Below are 15042 nucleotides of genomic sequence, written 5' to 3'. Positions count from 1 at the left end.
TTAGTCTCCTACATGGGCCGAGGTGGCGTTCAACGAGGGGGAAACGGACGATTCCAACGAACGGTTGGTCTGGGCGAGCAGCGTGCGATATTGACGCTCCAAGGCAGACCACAAAGCAGACGGAGCAAAATCTTCCTGAGCACGCAGCCGGCCGGCCTGGCCGTGCTGTTGGGCAAGGTTTCGATTGGTCAGATATTCGGTGATGGCGGCGATCAACGCAGCGGGATCGCGGGTCGGAACCAGCGTGCCGGTCACTCCGTCGCAAACAGAGTCGACGCAGCCGGGGATGCGTGTGCTGACGACAGGCAGCGCCATCGCGCCGGCTTCGAGATTCGCCACGCCAAAGCCTTCGCGATACGAAGGGTTGACGAACACATCCATCAGCGACAAATGAAGGGCAACTTCGCGCGTCATGCCGGCGAACTTGATCCGCGGATCGGTCTGCAGCAGCTCCATCGATTCCGCAGTCAAGCCTTCTTCGCGCGGGCCAACCAGCAGCAATTGCAGATCGGGAAAAATTTCACGCAGGGTTTGCCAGGCAATCAGCAGTTCATTGATTCCCTTGTCGCGACACAACCGGCCGACAAAGCCCAGCACTTCGCTGCCGGCAGGAATGTCGTACCGCCGTCGAGCAGCAGCCAGTTCTGCCGAGGAGAATCGTTCGGGCGAAAAGTTGTTCAGCGTATCGACGCCGTTCACACTGCCGTGATGCAACACGTTGAGCTTTGCCGGCGAGCACAGCCGCTGTTGCAACACGTAGTCGCGCAGCGAAGGGCTGTCGGTCCAAACCCAGTCGGCCAACCAGCAAGATAGCCGCGTGGTGGCATCGAGCAGCCAGCGCATCACGCCGCGGCGAGCCATTTGCGGCAAGCCAAACAGTGAGATCGCCACGACTGCAATTTGCGAGAGCCGAGCGGCGATGGTTCCGAGCAATGCAGCCTTCGGCGTGTAGGAGTGGACAATGTCGGGTTGCACTTCGCGCATCAGCGACCAGAGTTGCCACAGCGTGCTGAGGTCTTGCAAAGGGCTGATGGTGCGACTGATCGGAACAGCGTGAACCTCGACTGGCGCGGTGCGCGCGAACTGATCAAGTTGCTCGCCCGGCGACGAAACCAAGTGAATATCGAAACCCTGTGCGGCCAGATGTTCCAAATGCCCTTTCAAAAAATGAAAAGCCATCGGCACCGTGACGATGAACATGATTCGCAACGGCTGATCTTGTTTCGATTCGGCGATCATCACAGCCTCGCTTCCTGCGACATGATTTCGCCGCTCGTCAGATGGGCCATGCTGGCGGGAATGCAGTTCGCCGAGTAATCGATTCCCTTGCGACCGAGAACGATCGCTGCCGTGCCGCACAGGATTCGGAAATCGAGCCACAGGCTTTGATGGTCGACGTACCAAATGTCGAAGGCGAGTTTTTCGTCCCACGACAACTTGTTGCGGCCGTTGATCTGCGCCCAGCCCGTGATGCCCGGCCGCACGTCGTGACGGCGAGCTTGTTCCGGCGTGTAGTGCGGCAAAAACGACATGAGGAGCGGCCGCGGACCGACGAAACTCATGTTGCCGATCAGCACGTTCCAGAGTTCGGGCAACTCATCGAGACTGAGCTTGCGTAGCAGGTTGCCGAACCAGGTGCGGCGCTCTTCATCGTTTAGAATTTCATTCTTTGCATTGCGGGCGTTGCGCATCGTGCGAAACTTGCACATCAGGAACGGCTTGCCGCCAAAACCGGGCCGCTTTTGACGAAACAAAATCGGCGAGCCGAGATTGAATCGCACCAGCAGCGCGATGACGGCCAGCAACGGCGACAAAGCAATCAGCAGGATCACCGCGAGCGCAATATCCATCAGCCGCTTCATAATGTGTTCCTTGTAATCGCATAGGACGAAACCAACGCGGCCTCGGCAGCATCGGTGCAGGGAGCAATCGGCACCGCGCTCACCAGCCGACGAATTCCTTCGGCGATGCTCACCCGCGGCACGTAGCCCAGCTCGCGTTGTGCGCGGGCCGAAGAGTAAACAGCACGAGTCGACATTGCCTTGACTCGTGCGGTCGTGAGCGGAAATCCCGGCAACCAACCAAACACACTCGCAGCAGCAGTGGCGATCCAAGTTGGGCAGCGGAGTCGTGGCGGAGCGATCTGCCGCGCGCTGGCCAGATGCGTGGCGAATTGCTCCAGCGTGCATTGATCGGAAATGTTGTAGACGCTGCCAGCCGCGACATTCGCATCGGCTGCGAGCTGCAGCACATCGATCACGTTGTCGACATACACATAGTTAGCCGATGCGCCGGGCGAGCCGATGAAGAAGAACCAGCCGCGCTCGATCATCCGTAGCAACTGAAACAGCGAACGATTGGGCATCTGTGGCCCGAACACGATCGATGGCCGCACGATGACTGCGGAGATTTCGCCCTTTGCGTTCCGTTCCAGAACTAGCTCGTCCGCGCGAGCTTTCGTCTGTTCATATTCGCCCCGCGGTAGCATCGGCCAGTTTTCGTCGATCACACCGGCCATCTGCGGACCGTAAACACCGACGCTGCTCAGTTGCACCCAGCGACCGACTCTACCAGCAGCAGCATCGAGCAAAAGCTCGGTGCCGCGCACATGCAAGGCAGCCATCTTCTGCGGATCGCGCAGTTCACCAGCGCAGTGATAGAGAACATCGACGCCATCGAGAAAATCCTCAGGAATCGGTTGATCCGCAGCGAGATCACCGACAATGAATTTCAATCGCTCATCAGTCTGCGCACTGCGATCGGCGCTGCGCGTGAGAACGCGCACCTGATCGCCAGCAGCCAGATGACGCTCGACGAGCTTGCGGCCGATAAAGCCGGTTCCTCCCGTGATGGCGACAATCATTAACGGGCCTCCTGCAGCGAAAGTGTGGTGGCTCGGCGCTGATATTCAGCCGTTCGCTCGCACAAGTGTTGCCAGTAAGTCTGGCGGCGTGTCTGCAGCGTTTCGGCTTGAAAGTCTTTCGCGCGGCGAAGGTTACGATCGCTCATTTGCTGCTGGCGGTCGCGATCATTGGCGACTTGCTGAATGGCAGCTTCGAGCGCGGCGGCATCGCCCGGCGGCAACAGATCTTCAGCGGCGAGCAGTTCAGGAATGCCACCGACATTCGACGCTAAACAAGGGAGACCCCGCGCCATGGCTTCGACCAAGGCGCGAGGTAGTCCCTCGGTGCGCGACGGCAGGACGAAAAGGTCCGCGCCGTCGAGCACTTGTCGGATCGGTTCGCCGGTCGGCATTTGGCCGCGAAATTCTACGCGGTCCTGCAGCTTGGCCGCGGCGACTTGTTCTTCGAGTACGGGACGGAACTTGCCGTCGCCGACGATCACGAGGCGAATGTCACTCGAGCAGTTCGCGAGCGCGCCGATCAGCACATCAAAGCCCTTATACATTTGCGACATCGTGCCGACCGTCGCGATCATGAATGGTCGCGTTTCGGTGATCGTGCGACTGCGAAACGCTTCCGGCGGTAAGTCGACATCGGACACGCCGAACTCTGCGGCCGGACAGGGGTAGCTTTGTTGCAGCGTCCGCTCGGTCACGTACAGAGCAGCCGTAGCGCGGGACGATTGCTTGCGCAGCCGGCGCGAGCTCCACCAGCGAATGAACGGCCGCGCGGGATGTCGCACCACGCCCGGAGCGAACACATCGTGCGGATTACCAAGCACCTGCAGTCCGTAGGGCCGGCCTGTTCGCAGCACATCTTGCACGCAACTGGCGATCTGCCCGGGCACATTCAAGATCAACGCATCATCGTCCTTCACAGCAGCACAGGCCGCAGCGCACACTCGCCACGACTTCCACAGATACTGCCAGGGCCCCGCGTAGTGTGGCAAACGCGAGAAGCGAACGAGTTCGCCGTTCGCACGCTGCCAACGTGCATCAGCGGTTTCGACATCGCGCACGCGAGCCAGCACGTTCACCGCGCCGAACACAGACAGGTAACGCGTCCAGTGGGCGTGATGGCAGGGGCCATCCGTCCAGATGGTTCCGTCTGGCGTTTGAGCAAAGCGGTAGTCCGAAGTGATCGACAATCTCATGAGGAAGAGCCTGATAACGAGAGGACACGTCGCGAACAGAGAAGCGTCAGCAAACCTGGCACCGAGCCCTCTTTGACGAGATAGAAAAAGAGAACGTCGGTGTCCCACAGCATTCCCAGGAAGGCGATGCTCAGGAACAAAGGAAGCACGAGCCAGCGACTGTCGGCGGCCGGCAAGCCGTAGTACCAGCGCTGGGCGATGATCACGAGGAGCGCGATCGGCACGAACGACAGCAGCGCGCCCGGCAAACCGAAATTCAGCAGCGCTTCGCCGGTCAATCCATACGCAAACGTGCTTGCGAATTCGTGTTCATAAACGCCCGGGCCGAAGAGCAGATCGGTGCCGGCTTTGGCTTTGGGCAGAGGCCGGTCCGGCATCACGCTACGCGGAATCACCAGCGCAGCCGTACCGACGTAAGTGCTTCCCCAAGCGTAGTCGTAGTCGTAGGCCATGTTCGCCGACGACAAGCGATACAGAATCAGCGCTTGCACGTCGCTCCGCGCGAGGTCGCCGAGCAACACCGCTTGCCAGGTGCGCGGCGCCTTATCATTCAGATCCGCCCGCTCTGCCGCGGAAAAAGCGTGGATCGCATCCGAGCCAAAGCTCTTGTACAAGCCATACGCATACATGAATGGCAACAACAGCAACAAACCGCTAACCAGCAGTTTGCGCGGCAGTCGCACAAGCTGCACATGAATCAGACAAGCCACCCAGAACAAGCCGTACACAAGATGGCCACGGCTGCCGCGCAGGCCGCCGAAGTAGAACTTGAGCACGATGAACATAAAGAGCAGTGCGACGGCCACACCGACGCTGCGATACGAGCGCTCGCGGCACCACGTGACCGCGGCCATGATCGCCACGATCGGCGCTGCTTCGGAGAATAGGAACACGATGCCCATTCCATTGAACTGATCCGACTGTTCGCTGAAGGCCTGCACGTAACCGCTGATGCCGCCGAACTTGGCGTAGACCAACGTTTGGGCCACCACGCAAAATAGAATCGTGCGTCCCGCCAGCCAATACAGGCGGTGAGCATCGAGTTGCCAGAGCTCGGTCGAAGGAGCAGGATTCGCGAAGCGGCGGAGGGCATGCCGCGTGATCGTGAAGATGCCGAGGCCAGCGACATTCAACGTCGACATTGCGCCCAGCCAAGGCCGCCAGTCCAGCGGCGCGTCGACGTACGGCATCCAGTAGTCGGTGCCGACGTGCATGATCGTGGCGAGAAAGAAAAAGTGAACACCGACCAGCGCGAAGATCGACAGCGGGTCGAACATGTCGCGCTCGCCGCGCAGCCAATCCAGCGCCCAGTTACCCACGATTCCGCCGCAAATCATCAACGGCAGGATGAACCAATGCTGAAACGCTGGGTCGATGCAAACCGCAATCAGCAGCGTGCTCGCCGAGATCAGCCAGGGAAGAATCTTCCAGGCCTGCATGGTTGCGGCCGAAGAGTCAGCCGTCATCGTACGGTCGAGTGCTTGCGTGATCATGGCGTGGCCTCCAGCGAGACCACATCGGCCAACTCAGGCGATGTCGATCGCAGCGTTCGTTGCACAATGATCCAGCGGCTGCCGGCAAGTGCGATCGAAACCAGGCAGATCGTGGCGGCTACGCCCGGCAATCCATAACGCGGCACGGCGAGCCAGCAACCAGCTGCCGTCGCCAGGCAGCCGACGATATTCAGTGGCACTTGCACCTGAAACTTGCGGGCCGCGTAGAGCGCGTGATCGAGAAAGCAGATCGCCAATCCCACGCCCATCGAAGCAACGAGCAACAGCAGCGTGAACGAATGCTGGGCGTACTCGTGACCCAAGATCAGAGCGACTATGGGACGCGCGGCGAGCGCGGTCGCCAGGCAAGCGACCGCGCCGCCGATCGTACCCCATAACAGCAGCGTATTCAGGTAGTTCTGTAGTTTTTCGGTTTGGCCGGCCGCGTAATAACGTGACATCGGCGGCAATGAAGCATGAGCAACTGCCGAAGCAAACAAGTTGCCGAGCAAGGTCAACCACGACAGCGCGGCGAAGACGCCGAGCTCCGCAGCGCCGAGCGAGCCTTCGATCACAAAGCGCGGAATACTGACGAGGAGCGAACCGAGCATCACCGTCACGCCCATCGGCAGCGCTAGCTTGGCGAGCGAGTATTGCTGCGTGAGCGACAACCTCGGCAAGACGTGCTTTCGCACTTCACTGGCCCCGAGATCGAGTCGCCATTCCGACCAGGCGGCCGGCAAGTCATAGCCGATGACGAAAGCACCGCTAACAACGGCGGCAGCAATCAACGCAGCAAAGACATTGCCGGTAAAAGCGAAGCCGACCGCGAAGACCGTCAGCGAGCCGATGCCCTTGATCAGCTGCGAAAAGCCAACCACATCCATCCGCTCACGACGTTGCAATGCGCCTTGCAACAGATCGCCGATCGATTCCAGCACCTTGCCGAGCAGCACGGCCAGCAGCAGTTGCCAGGTTGCCAGGTCGTAACGCGTGCCGATGCCAGCCACCACCGCGATCGTCAGCGTGAGGCCGACCAGGCGAAAACCCGCGTAGTCGCCGAAGGTGAACTGCGACTGCACGTCGGTAGCTTGAATGGTCCGCAGCGCACAATTCGAGAGCAACACGATCGGCGTCACGATGGCCGTCGCTAATGCGAAGCGGCCGAGCATTTCCGCCGTTCCCCAGCGGGCAATGAGAATGACCACGCCGTATTGTCCGAACGCGAACATAGCATTCCCGACCAGCAGCCAGGCGGCATTGCTGCTGACGGTTTTGCTAGTCGACGTTCGTCCTGACGATCCGATCATTTTGCCCCTAGTCTTCTCTCTGGCGATGCAGTTTGCGATCGCTTACTTGCGGTCCGTGGCCAGCGCTCCAGCCGAATCGGCATCACGCAGTGCGAGGTTCACGCGCACGTGCGGCGCCCATTCCTGCAACCGCTTGATCGCACCGGCGATGCGCACGACCTGCGTTTCGGTCAGCTGCGAATACAACGGCACGCTCAAGCTGTTGTCGGCCAGGATGCAAGTGTTCGGCAGCTCGGCTTCATTGGCAGGAATGTCCTGATATGCGGTCTGACGATGCACGGCAGGGAAGTAATACTTGCGGCTGTCGATGTTCTCGGCTTGCAGCGCGATGGCCAATTGATCGCGATTCAAACCAAAGGCCGCTTCGTTGATCAGCAGCGAGAAGTCCTTGTACGAGCAGCGATTGCCGGGCTGCACCCGGACGAACTCGATCCCCGGCACTCCTTCCAATTCGCTCATGTAGAGCGTGGCGAGCTCATTGCGCCGTTGCGCTTCATGTTCGAGCAGCGACAAGCTCTGCAGGCCGAGTAGCGCGTTGAATTCAGCCATGCGGGCATTGAAGCCGACCAGCACGCTGTCGTAGCTGCCGTCGTTGCCGTACTCCCGGGCGTAACGAATTTTGATGGCCAGTTCGTCGTCGTTCGTCGTGACAATGCCGCCTTCGCCGGCGATGAGCAACTTGGTGGGACTGAGGCTGAAGACCTGTGCGTCACCTTGGCTGCCCAAACGAGCACCGCGATACATCGAGCCGAAACCGTGCGCGGCATCGAAGATCAACTTCAAGCCGCGGCGCTGAGCCAGGTTCTGTAAGGCCGTGATCGAGGCTGGATTGCCGAACGTATGAACGGCCACGATGGCAGAAGTACGCGGCGTGATCGCTTGTTCGACTGCACGAATGTCGAGGGTAGCCGTGTGCAGATCAACGTCGGCATACACCGGCTGCAAACCGGCCCACACCAGTGCGCTGACGGTAGCCATGAAGGTAAAGCTCGGTACGACGACGTCCCCTTCGAGGCCGGCGCACTTGTACGCGAGCATCAAGCCAGTCGTGCAGCTCGACACGCCAATCGCGTGACGAACGCCCAGGTGTTCGGCGATCGCATCTTCGAAACGCCCCAGGCAAGGGCCTTTGGTCAACTGACCGGTGGAAAACAGATTGCGAACCCCTGGCTCGATTGCTTCGTAGCTCGGGAGCAACGGTCGCACAAAAGGAACGGGACGTTCGCTGGCCGGAGGGCCACCTAACACAGCAGGGAAACTTTTCGACATAAAGCACGCTTAATCAAAGAGGAAAATCAATGGAGTAAAAACAAACCTGCAAACAACAGACTAGTGAGACTTGAGCGATGACTGAGAAACGGGGGACTCGGCAGTGAGCGGCGCCTTGATCTCCCAACGTTCGATACGTTGTGGAGAAAGCGGCACGCTTTGCTCCGAAGGTTTCGCAATCACGGCGCCCGCGGGAGTTCGTCGATATTCCGGAACCCAGCGCTGCAACGCGTCGATCAATTCCTCCTGATCGCCATCAACCAGCGGATGCAACTCCTCGAGGCAGCGGAGCATGGTGGTTCGTGCGATCGGCCGATGCTGGGCCGAGAACAGTTTTTGATGCGGCGTGGGGAGTCGCACTTCATCGTCGAAGTACAGCTCTTCGTAGAGTTTTTCGCCGGGACGAGTGCCGCAGAACGTGATATCGATCGCATGTTCGGGCAAGCCCGACATGCGAATCATCTCGCGGGCCAGATCGACAATTTTCACCGGCTCGCCCATATCGAGCACGAAGATCTCGCCACCCTTGCCGAGAGCGTTGGCTTGCAGCACGAGTTGTGCAGCTTCGGCCGTGGTCATGAAGAAGCGTTCCATATCCGGGTGCGTGATCGTGATCGGACCACCGCGGCGAATCTGTTCTTGAAACAACGGCACGACGCTTCCCGCCGAACCCAGCACATTGCCGAAGCGAACGGCGACGTAACGGCCGGCCCCTTCTTCGGCCATCGCCAGCACATAGCGTTCGGCTAGGTGCTTCGTCACGCCCATGATGCTGGTCGGCTTCACGGCTTTGTCGGTTGAGATATAGACAAACTGCGCGACGCCGAACTGCTCCGACAATTCCACGAGGTTGGCCGTGCCAAAGACGTTGTTCTTTACCGCTTCGCCGACGTGCGACTCGAGCATCGGCACGTGCTTGTGGGCTGCGACGTGAAAGACGACATCCGGTTGATGCGTGCGAAACAGCGTCGACATGCGAACGCTATCGGTGCAATCGCCGAGGAATGGCACGATCTGCGTCGCCGACTTCAGCCGTCGCATTTCCATATCGATCGAGTACAAACTCGGTTCGCTCTGATCGACGAGAATCATCTTCGCCGGATGAAAGGCGAGCAACTGCCGGCAAATCTCCGAGCCGATGCTGCCGCCGGCGCCAGTCACTGCGATCACCTTACCAGCGATCGTGCCACGAATGCCCAGCTCGTCGAGCTTCACCGTTGGCCGTTGCAGCAGCTTGTCGACCTCAATCGGCCGCAACGGCAACTGCTGATGTTCGCTGAGAAGTTGGCTCAATGGCGGAATCAAATGCAGCGTCAGTCCAGCCGCTTCGCATTTTTGCCGCACGAACTGCATCCGCTTTCCTGAGAGGCTGCCGGTGATGGCAATGATGTCGGTAGTGCCGTTTTTGGCCGCGATTTCCGTCAGATCGATGATCGCGCCGAGCACCGACACACCGCCAAACGAGTGGCCCAGCCAGCGCGAGTTTTCATCGACGTGACCGCAAATGCGAAACGGCAATTCAGGTCGCAGCTGCAGATGCAGCGCGAGTAGTTTATCCGTGGGACTCGCCCCGACGAGCAATGCGCGACGGTAGCGAGTTCGCTGCCAGATCGGCGACATCAGTTCTTCACCAGCTCGCCAGCTGCAACGCAAACCGCCGACCAACATCACCGTCACCATGAAGTCGAGCAGCAGCACCGACCGAGCCGGCGAACCCGGCAACCAGCCAAATTGTCGCAGTGCCATCAGCAGGATCACGCTGACGGTGGCCGCTGCCGTGAGGCGATAGAGATCAGCAAAGGCGAAATGTCGCCACCAAGTGCGATACTGTCGTGCTGCATAGAACACGACCAACTTCCAGCCGACCACAACCACACCAGCGACCATTAATTGTGAGGCGATTGCAGCCGGCACATGAAATTCAAAACGTAACGCCACAGCAATCGCAAAGGCCGCTGCAAACGCAAATAGATGAGCAAAAGCCAGCAAGATCTTTTGCTGCATCGCCCTGTTATTTAAGGCCAGGCGATGTGGCACGTTTTCGTCAAACTGGCATGTAGCTTCCGACACTCCAACCTCCGCAAGCACGTGTTGCTTATCAACGCGATGAAATCTTGGCCTCCATGTTGAGTCACACGAGGCGATAGATCGGAGCTTAGGTAGCGCGCTAGAAGGCTCGAATGATATTGGAGAAATTCCCCAGCAAATGACGCATGTTCGCCATGCGCTGTGACATAACGTGTCGCAGCGCGTGAGGAAAAACTCTATTGCGAATTTTGTGATTGAGAACAAATTAGACGGCAGTGTCATCGCTGCGATCACGCAATGGTTTGAATGCTGATTGTCTCGCGGCTCCCATTCACGGAACGAAATATGATCAACACCTTTTGGCAACCATTGCTTCGCATCGCCAATCGTATGAAGTGGCCGATGCTGGTCGTGTGGCTGGTGGTGGTCGTGGTGGGCTACATCGGTTTGAAGTTCACGCCATCGGTGTTTCGCTCCGAAGGAAAGCTGCTCGTCCGACTCGGGCGCGAAAACGTCAGCGTCGATCCCACGGCGAATCTCGGTAACGGCCAAATCACGGCAGTGCCAGTGACGCGCGAGTTGGAACTCAACACCGTGGTCGAAACACTGCGTGGCCGATCGCTGCTGGAACGCGTGGTGGATGAAGTCGGACCCGAGACGATTCTGCGCGATCAGTTTCACTGGTCGGAAGCGATTCTGCCGCAGCGACTCTCGCCCCGCGAACGAGCGTTGGCCAAGCTCACGAAAATGATCGACGTGGCCGTGGTACGGAAGTCGAGCATGGTCAAAGTTGCCTGCGACGCTCGCGATGCCAAGCTGGCTCGCCGCTGTGCAACGCTGTTTATCGACAGTTTTCTCAGCCATCACCGGCAACTCAATCGCAACCCCGCGGCGCATGGCTTTTTCGCCGAGCAAACCCGCGTGGCGCTCGAAAGTCTCAAAGGAGCTGAAGAGAAATACCTGCAATTCAAAAATGAAACCGACGTCGTCTCGATCGAAGAGCAAAAGCGTTTGCTGCTCGGCACCTGCGATCAACTGTCCCGGGAAGTGCAAACCGCACGCACGGAATATGGCGAGGCCCAAGCGGCAATCGAGGGGCTGCGCAAGCACTTGAAATCGATTCCCGAACGCCACGCGACCGTCACCACGCGCGGCCTTTCGAATCAGGCCGCCGATTCGATTCGCGATCAGCTGTACACGCTGCAACTTCGCGAGCAGGAGCTCAGCAGCAAGTTCACCGACAACGACATTCGCTTGCAGCAAGTTCGCGAGCAGATTAAGTCGGCTGAAAAGATCTATCGCAGTGAAGCCCGCGATCGGAGCACGACGGAAGAAGGACGCAGCCGAGCTTACGAAGAGGCCGAGATCTTGCTGGTGAATCGCGAAACGGCTGCACGAGCGCTGACGGCTCGCATTGCTTCGCGTGAGCCGCAGCTGGCCGCAGCTCAAGCACGGCTGCAGACGCTCAACAACGCCGAGTCTCAGCACGAACGACTGGTGCGGGAAGTGGACATTCAGCGCGAAACGTACCTGCGCTACGCCCAAAGCTTGGAGCAGGCTCGCATCGATGAGCTGCTTGCCACTCAACGGATCACCAACATCAGCATCGCCGACGAACCGTCGCTCAATAACAAGTCGGTCTTTCCGAATCGGCCTGTGATTGTGACGGTCATTATCATCTGCGCGACTTTCCTGGCCGCTGCGTTCGGCATGGCGTGGGATCAAATCTCACCGCCGCCGCAACGCCAAGCCTCGTTTGATTCTTTGTCTTCAGTCCACCTGTCCACTCTTCACCCCGAACCCACGGCCTTTAGGAGCTCCGATGTACTCTGCTAATCACCGTTACTACAACCATTCCGGCGACATCTTCATTTTTGGCGCTGGCGGCCATGCCAAGACGATTGCCTCGGCCGTGAAACTTCGCGGCGAACACCGCGTCGCGGCATTCGTTGTCGATCAGGTTTCGGCCTCGATGCCTACACAGTTGTTGGGATCGCCCGTCCTGTCGCTGGCCGAACTGCAACGCCAGCGGAATATGCCGCGACAATTCATCGTCGGAATCGGTGACAACGAACTGCGCAGCAGAAAATCTGTCGAGCTCGAATCGCAGGGCTTTGAGCTAGTGAACATCGCTCATCCTTTTGCCTCGATCGGCGATGCAACGGTCATCGGCCGCGGCGTATTTCTGAGTTCTGGCTGCTCGCTCGATCCAGAAGTGACGTTGCGCGACGGCGTGATCATCAACGTGCACGCTGGCGTTGGTCATGAAACGGTGATCGGCGCTTATACGCATGTGAGTGCCGGCGCGCTGATCGGCGCGATCTCCCGGGTTGGCGAGCGCTGCTTTTTCGGGATGGGATCGATCTTGATTTCGGAGATCAACGTTGGCGACGATTCGTATTTGGGAGCAGGCTCCGTAGCCAACAAGGATGTTCCCGCGAACACGATCGCCGTTGGTTCGCCGGCTCGCTTCCGCTCGCGGTTTGCTGTCGATACAACTCAGCCGTCGCCGACGGCTGAAAGCGAACTCAAGGCTGATCATGCTTTGACATCAAGCACATGAGTTCCGGCACACTGCTGACGTCGAGTTTCTCGAAAATTCGCAAGCGGTGCTTCTCGACTGTTTTCGGACTGATTCCCAAATCGCGCGCGATTTCGAAGGTATTGCGCGCTTCGAGAAATCCGTTCATGACTTGGATCTCGCGCTCGCTCAGCCGATGAAGGCGGATGTGAAGATCCCCTTTGTCGGCTTTCTTGCGGCGATCGGCGATCAGCGCGCGATTGACCTTTTCGATCAGAACCGCTTCTTCGATCGGCTTTTCGACAAAGTCGACCGCGCCGTTGCGGATCGCTTGAACGACTGACGGAGTCTCAGCAAACGCCGAGATGACAATCACTGGCAAGTGTATGTGCCGTTGAGTCAGTTCCGGCTGCATCTCGATGCCGCTGAGGCCGGGCATACGCAGATCGAGCAGCAGGCATTCGATGTCGCGCGGATGATAGAGCGACAGAAAATGCTCCGCCGAGCGATAGGTAGCCGCTTCGTAACCCGAGGCTTCGAGCAGCAACGCCAGCGCATCGCGGAAATGATCGTCGTCATCCACGATGTGCACGCACGAGTTACCACGCGCGACGATCGGAGATGTGGCGGCAAACGTCAGCATGTTATTGCTCATGAGCGGTGCTCTCCAGAGAGAGCTACGGGCAATGTGCAGCGAACCAAAGTTCCTCGCTCTCGACGAATGAACTCGATCCGCCCGGCGTGCTCGCGCACAATGTTGTGCACGACGGTCAAACCCAAGCCCGTGCCGCCCGACTTTTGCCGCGTGGTGAAAAACGGTTCTCCCAAACGCCACGACTGTTCGCTGGGAATGCCGCAGCCGTCGTCGCAGATCGAAATCTCGATCTCGCGATCAATCACCCGGCATTCGGCAGTAACGCGGCGGGCTTTGGCTTCGACTGCGTTACGCAGCAAGTTGACAAACACCAGTTCGAGTTCGAGAGGGCTGCCGCAGGCCGACAGATCAACGCAGCCGAGCTTGAGGACGATTTCGCACTGATTTTCCTGGGCGTAGCTGCGAGTAATCGTCTCTGCCGCGGCAATGACGTCGCGCACATCGAACTCGGTTTGCTTGGCTGGTTCATCGCGGCAGAAGCGGAGCAAGCTGCGGACGATTTGCGCACAACGGCGAATGCTGCCGAGGCTGGTTTCGAGGCATTGCTTCAAAACCGGAGGTGCGCCCGGAGCCAGCAATCGCATGGCCGCTTGGTTGGACGACAAAGCGGCGCCAAGGGGGTTGTTGATTTCGTGTGCAATGCCAGCGACGAAGTTGCCGAGCGTGGCGAGGCGTTCGCAACGGCGCTGCCGATCTTCGTCTTCCTTGCGACGGGTAATGTCTTCGGCGACACCGGCCACACGCTGCACTTGCCCGGCAGCATCACGCACCGGAAAGGCTCGGGCGCGAATCCAGCGTAACGATCCATCCGGCCGACAGATGCGAAAATCGGCAGTCAACGATTGCGAATTCTGCTCGCCGCCGAAGATCGCATTGACCCGTTCGCGATCGTCTTCGTGGACGGAATTCCAGATCGCGTGCGCGTCGCTCTGCAATACAGCGTCGATCGCCAAGCCGAAGATGTTGGTGTAGCCAGGGCTGAGATAAATCACCTTGCCGGTCGGTCGTTGACGGCGATCTTCGATCCAGAAGGCGGAGTCGATGCTGGCCGCGAGTTGCACGAGGCGGTCGTGACTTTCGCGCAACGATTGTTCGGCGAGTCGGCGATCTTCGAGCTCGACGCTCAACCGCTTGCTGATTTTGCCACGCCCCGAAGCATCGTCGGCATCGGGCGTGGAGTTCCAGGTCGGATGCATCAGGAAGTCGTGACTCTTCCGCGGCGTGATGTCGATGGCCATGCCGACGCAACCGACGATCTCTCCTTCGTTCGACAACGGCTCGAGATACAGCCGATAGGCTTTGCGATTCAGCACGTAGTCGAGCGACGAGGCATTGCCGGCGAGCGCTTGAGCGTGCGCGATCTGCACGCTGGAATCATTTTCTTCATCGGTCGGCAGACATTCGCTAATCGGACGGCCGACGAACGATTGCAGGTCACGGCCAAATTCGCCGCCGATGCCGCCGGCCGAAGCGACGTTCAGTTCGTGATCGGTGGTCCACACGAGGGCTGGCAGCCGGCGCAGCATCAGTGACCAAGCTAGTTCGCCGCGCTCGGTGACCGGTGAGTTTGTCAGCGAACTCCGCGGCGGAGTAAGAGTCGATGTTCCATGGTTCGTCGACAAGAGACACATCCTTCGCAGTAGTTCGCGTTCTACGCAGCCGAGGATGCTGCGCTCAGCGAACTCTACGCCGCCGTAGAAATGTGCGGCC

At 59.2% G+C, this 15042-nt stretch carries 12 protein-coding genes; 2 read left to right on the top strand and 10 right to left on the bottom strand.

The window, feature by feature from the left end:
* From M9Q49_RS28395 to M9Q49_RS28360, 8 genes are read right to left on the bottom strand one after another with little or no spacing between them, the layout of a single operon-like run.
* The gene (locus M9Q49_RS28395) at nt 1–1239 is read right to left on the bottom strand and encodes a glycosyltransferase family 4 protein (RefSeq protein ID WP_254512681.1); all 1239 of its coding nucleotides are present in this window, start codon (nt 1237–1239) and stop codon (nt 1–3) included.
* Nucleotides 1239–1862, bottom strand: coding sequence for a sugar transferase (locus tag M9Q49_RS28390; protein ID WP_254512680.1), 624 nt, complete (start codon nt 1860–1862; stop codon nt 1239–1241). The genes M9Q49_RS28395 and M9Q49_RS28390 overlap by 1 nt, the downstream gene beginning before the upstream one ends.
* The gene (locus M9Q49_RS28385) at nt 1859–2863 is read right to left on the bottom strand and encodes an NAD-dependent epimerase/dehydratase family protein (RefSeq protein WP_254512679.1); all 1005 of its coding nucleotides are present in this window, start codon (nt 2861–2863) and stop codon (nt 1859–1861) included. Before M9Q49_RS28385 ends, M9Q49_RS28390 begins: the two co-directional genes overlap by 4 nt.
* Complete coding sequence (locus M9Q49_RS28380) at nt 2863–4056, bottom strand: glycosyltransferase family 4 protein (protein WP_254512678.1); 1194 nt, start codon at nt 4054–4056, stop codon at nt 2863–2865. Before M9Q49_RS28380 ends, M9Q49_RS28385 begins: the two co-directional genes overlap by 1 nt.
* Nucleotides 4053–5549, bottom strand: a complete 1497-nt coding sequence (locus M9Q49_RS28375) for a hypothetical protein (RefSeq protein ID WP_254512677.1) — start codon at nt 5547–5549, stop codon at nt 4053–4055. Before M9Q49_RS28375 ends, M9Q49_RS28380 begins: the two co-directional genes overlap by 4 nt.
* Nucleotides 5546–6859, bottom strand: coding sequence for a lipopolysaccharide biosynthesis protein (locus tag M9Q49_RS28370; protein ID WP_254512676.1), 1314 nt, complete (start codon nt 6857–6859; stop codon nt 5546–5548). The genes M9Q49_RS28375 and M9Q49_RS28370 overlap by 4 nt, the downstream gene beginning before the upstream one ends.
* Before the next feature lie 42 nt (nt 6860–6901).
* The gene (locus M9Q49_RS28365) at nt 6902–8128 is read right to left on the bottom strand and encodes a DegT/DnrJ/EryC1/StrS family aminotransferase (RefSeq protein ID WP_254512675.1); all 1227 of its coding nucleotides are present in this window, start codon (nt 8126–8128) and stop codon (nt 6902–6904) included.
* A gap of 60 nt (nt 8129–8188) precedes the next feature.
* A complete protein-coding gene (locus M9Q49_RS28360; protein ID WP_254512674.1) occupies nt 8189–10132 on the bottom strand; it encodes a polysaccharide biosynthesis protein in 1944 nt (647 codons plus the stop codon).
* Nucleotides 10133–10501: 369 nt separating this feature from the next.
* On the opposite strand from M9Q49_RS28360, the gene M9Q49_RS28355 reads away from it, so the two are divergent.
* Nucleotides 10502–11992: a GumC family protein gene (locus M9Q49_RS28355; protein ID WP_254512673.1), complete on the top strand. Its 1491-nt coding sequence runs from the start codon at nt 10502–10504 to the stop codon at nt 11990–11992.
* Nucleotides 11979–12719 (top strand): NeuD/PglB/VioB family sugar acetyltransferase, encoded by a 741-nt coding sequence (locus tag M9Q49_RS28350; RefSeq protein ID WP_254512672.1) that lies wholly within the window; start codon nt 11979–11981, stop codon nt 12717–12719. The genes M9Q49_RS28355 and M9Q49_RS28350 overlap by 14 nt, the downstream gene beginning before the upstream one ends.
* Here the strand turns inward: M9Q49_RS28350 and M9Q49_RS28345 are convergent.
* Entirely contained in the window at nt 12685–13332 is a 648-nt protein-coding gene (locus tag M9Q49_RS28345) for a response regulator transcription factor (RefSeq protein ID WP_254512671.1), read from the bottom strand. The genes M9Q49_RS28350 and M9Q49_RS28345 overlap by 35 nt on opposite strands.
* Complete coding sequence (locus M9Q49_RS28340; RefSeq protein ID WP_254512670.1) at nt 13329–14954, bottom strand: ATP-binding protein; 1626 nt, start codon at nt 14952–14954, stop codon at nt 13329–13331. Before M9Q49_RS28340 ends, M9Q49_RS28345 begins: the two co-directional genes overlap by 4 nt.
* Nucleotides 14955–15042 lie beyond the last annotated feature (88 nt).

Source organism: Anatilimnocola floriformis (genome assembly GCF_024256385.1).
In the GTDB taxonomy this organism is placed as follows: domain Bacteria; phylum Planctomycetota; class Planctomycetia; order Pirellulales; family Pirellulaceae; genus Anatilimnocola; species Anatilimnocola floriformis.
This window is presented reverse-complemented; position numbering and strand designations above follow the sequence as displayed.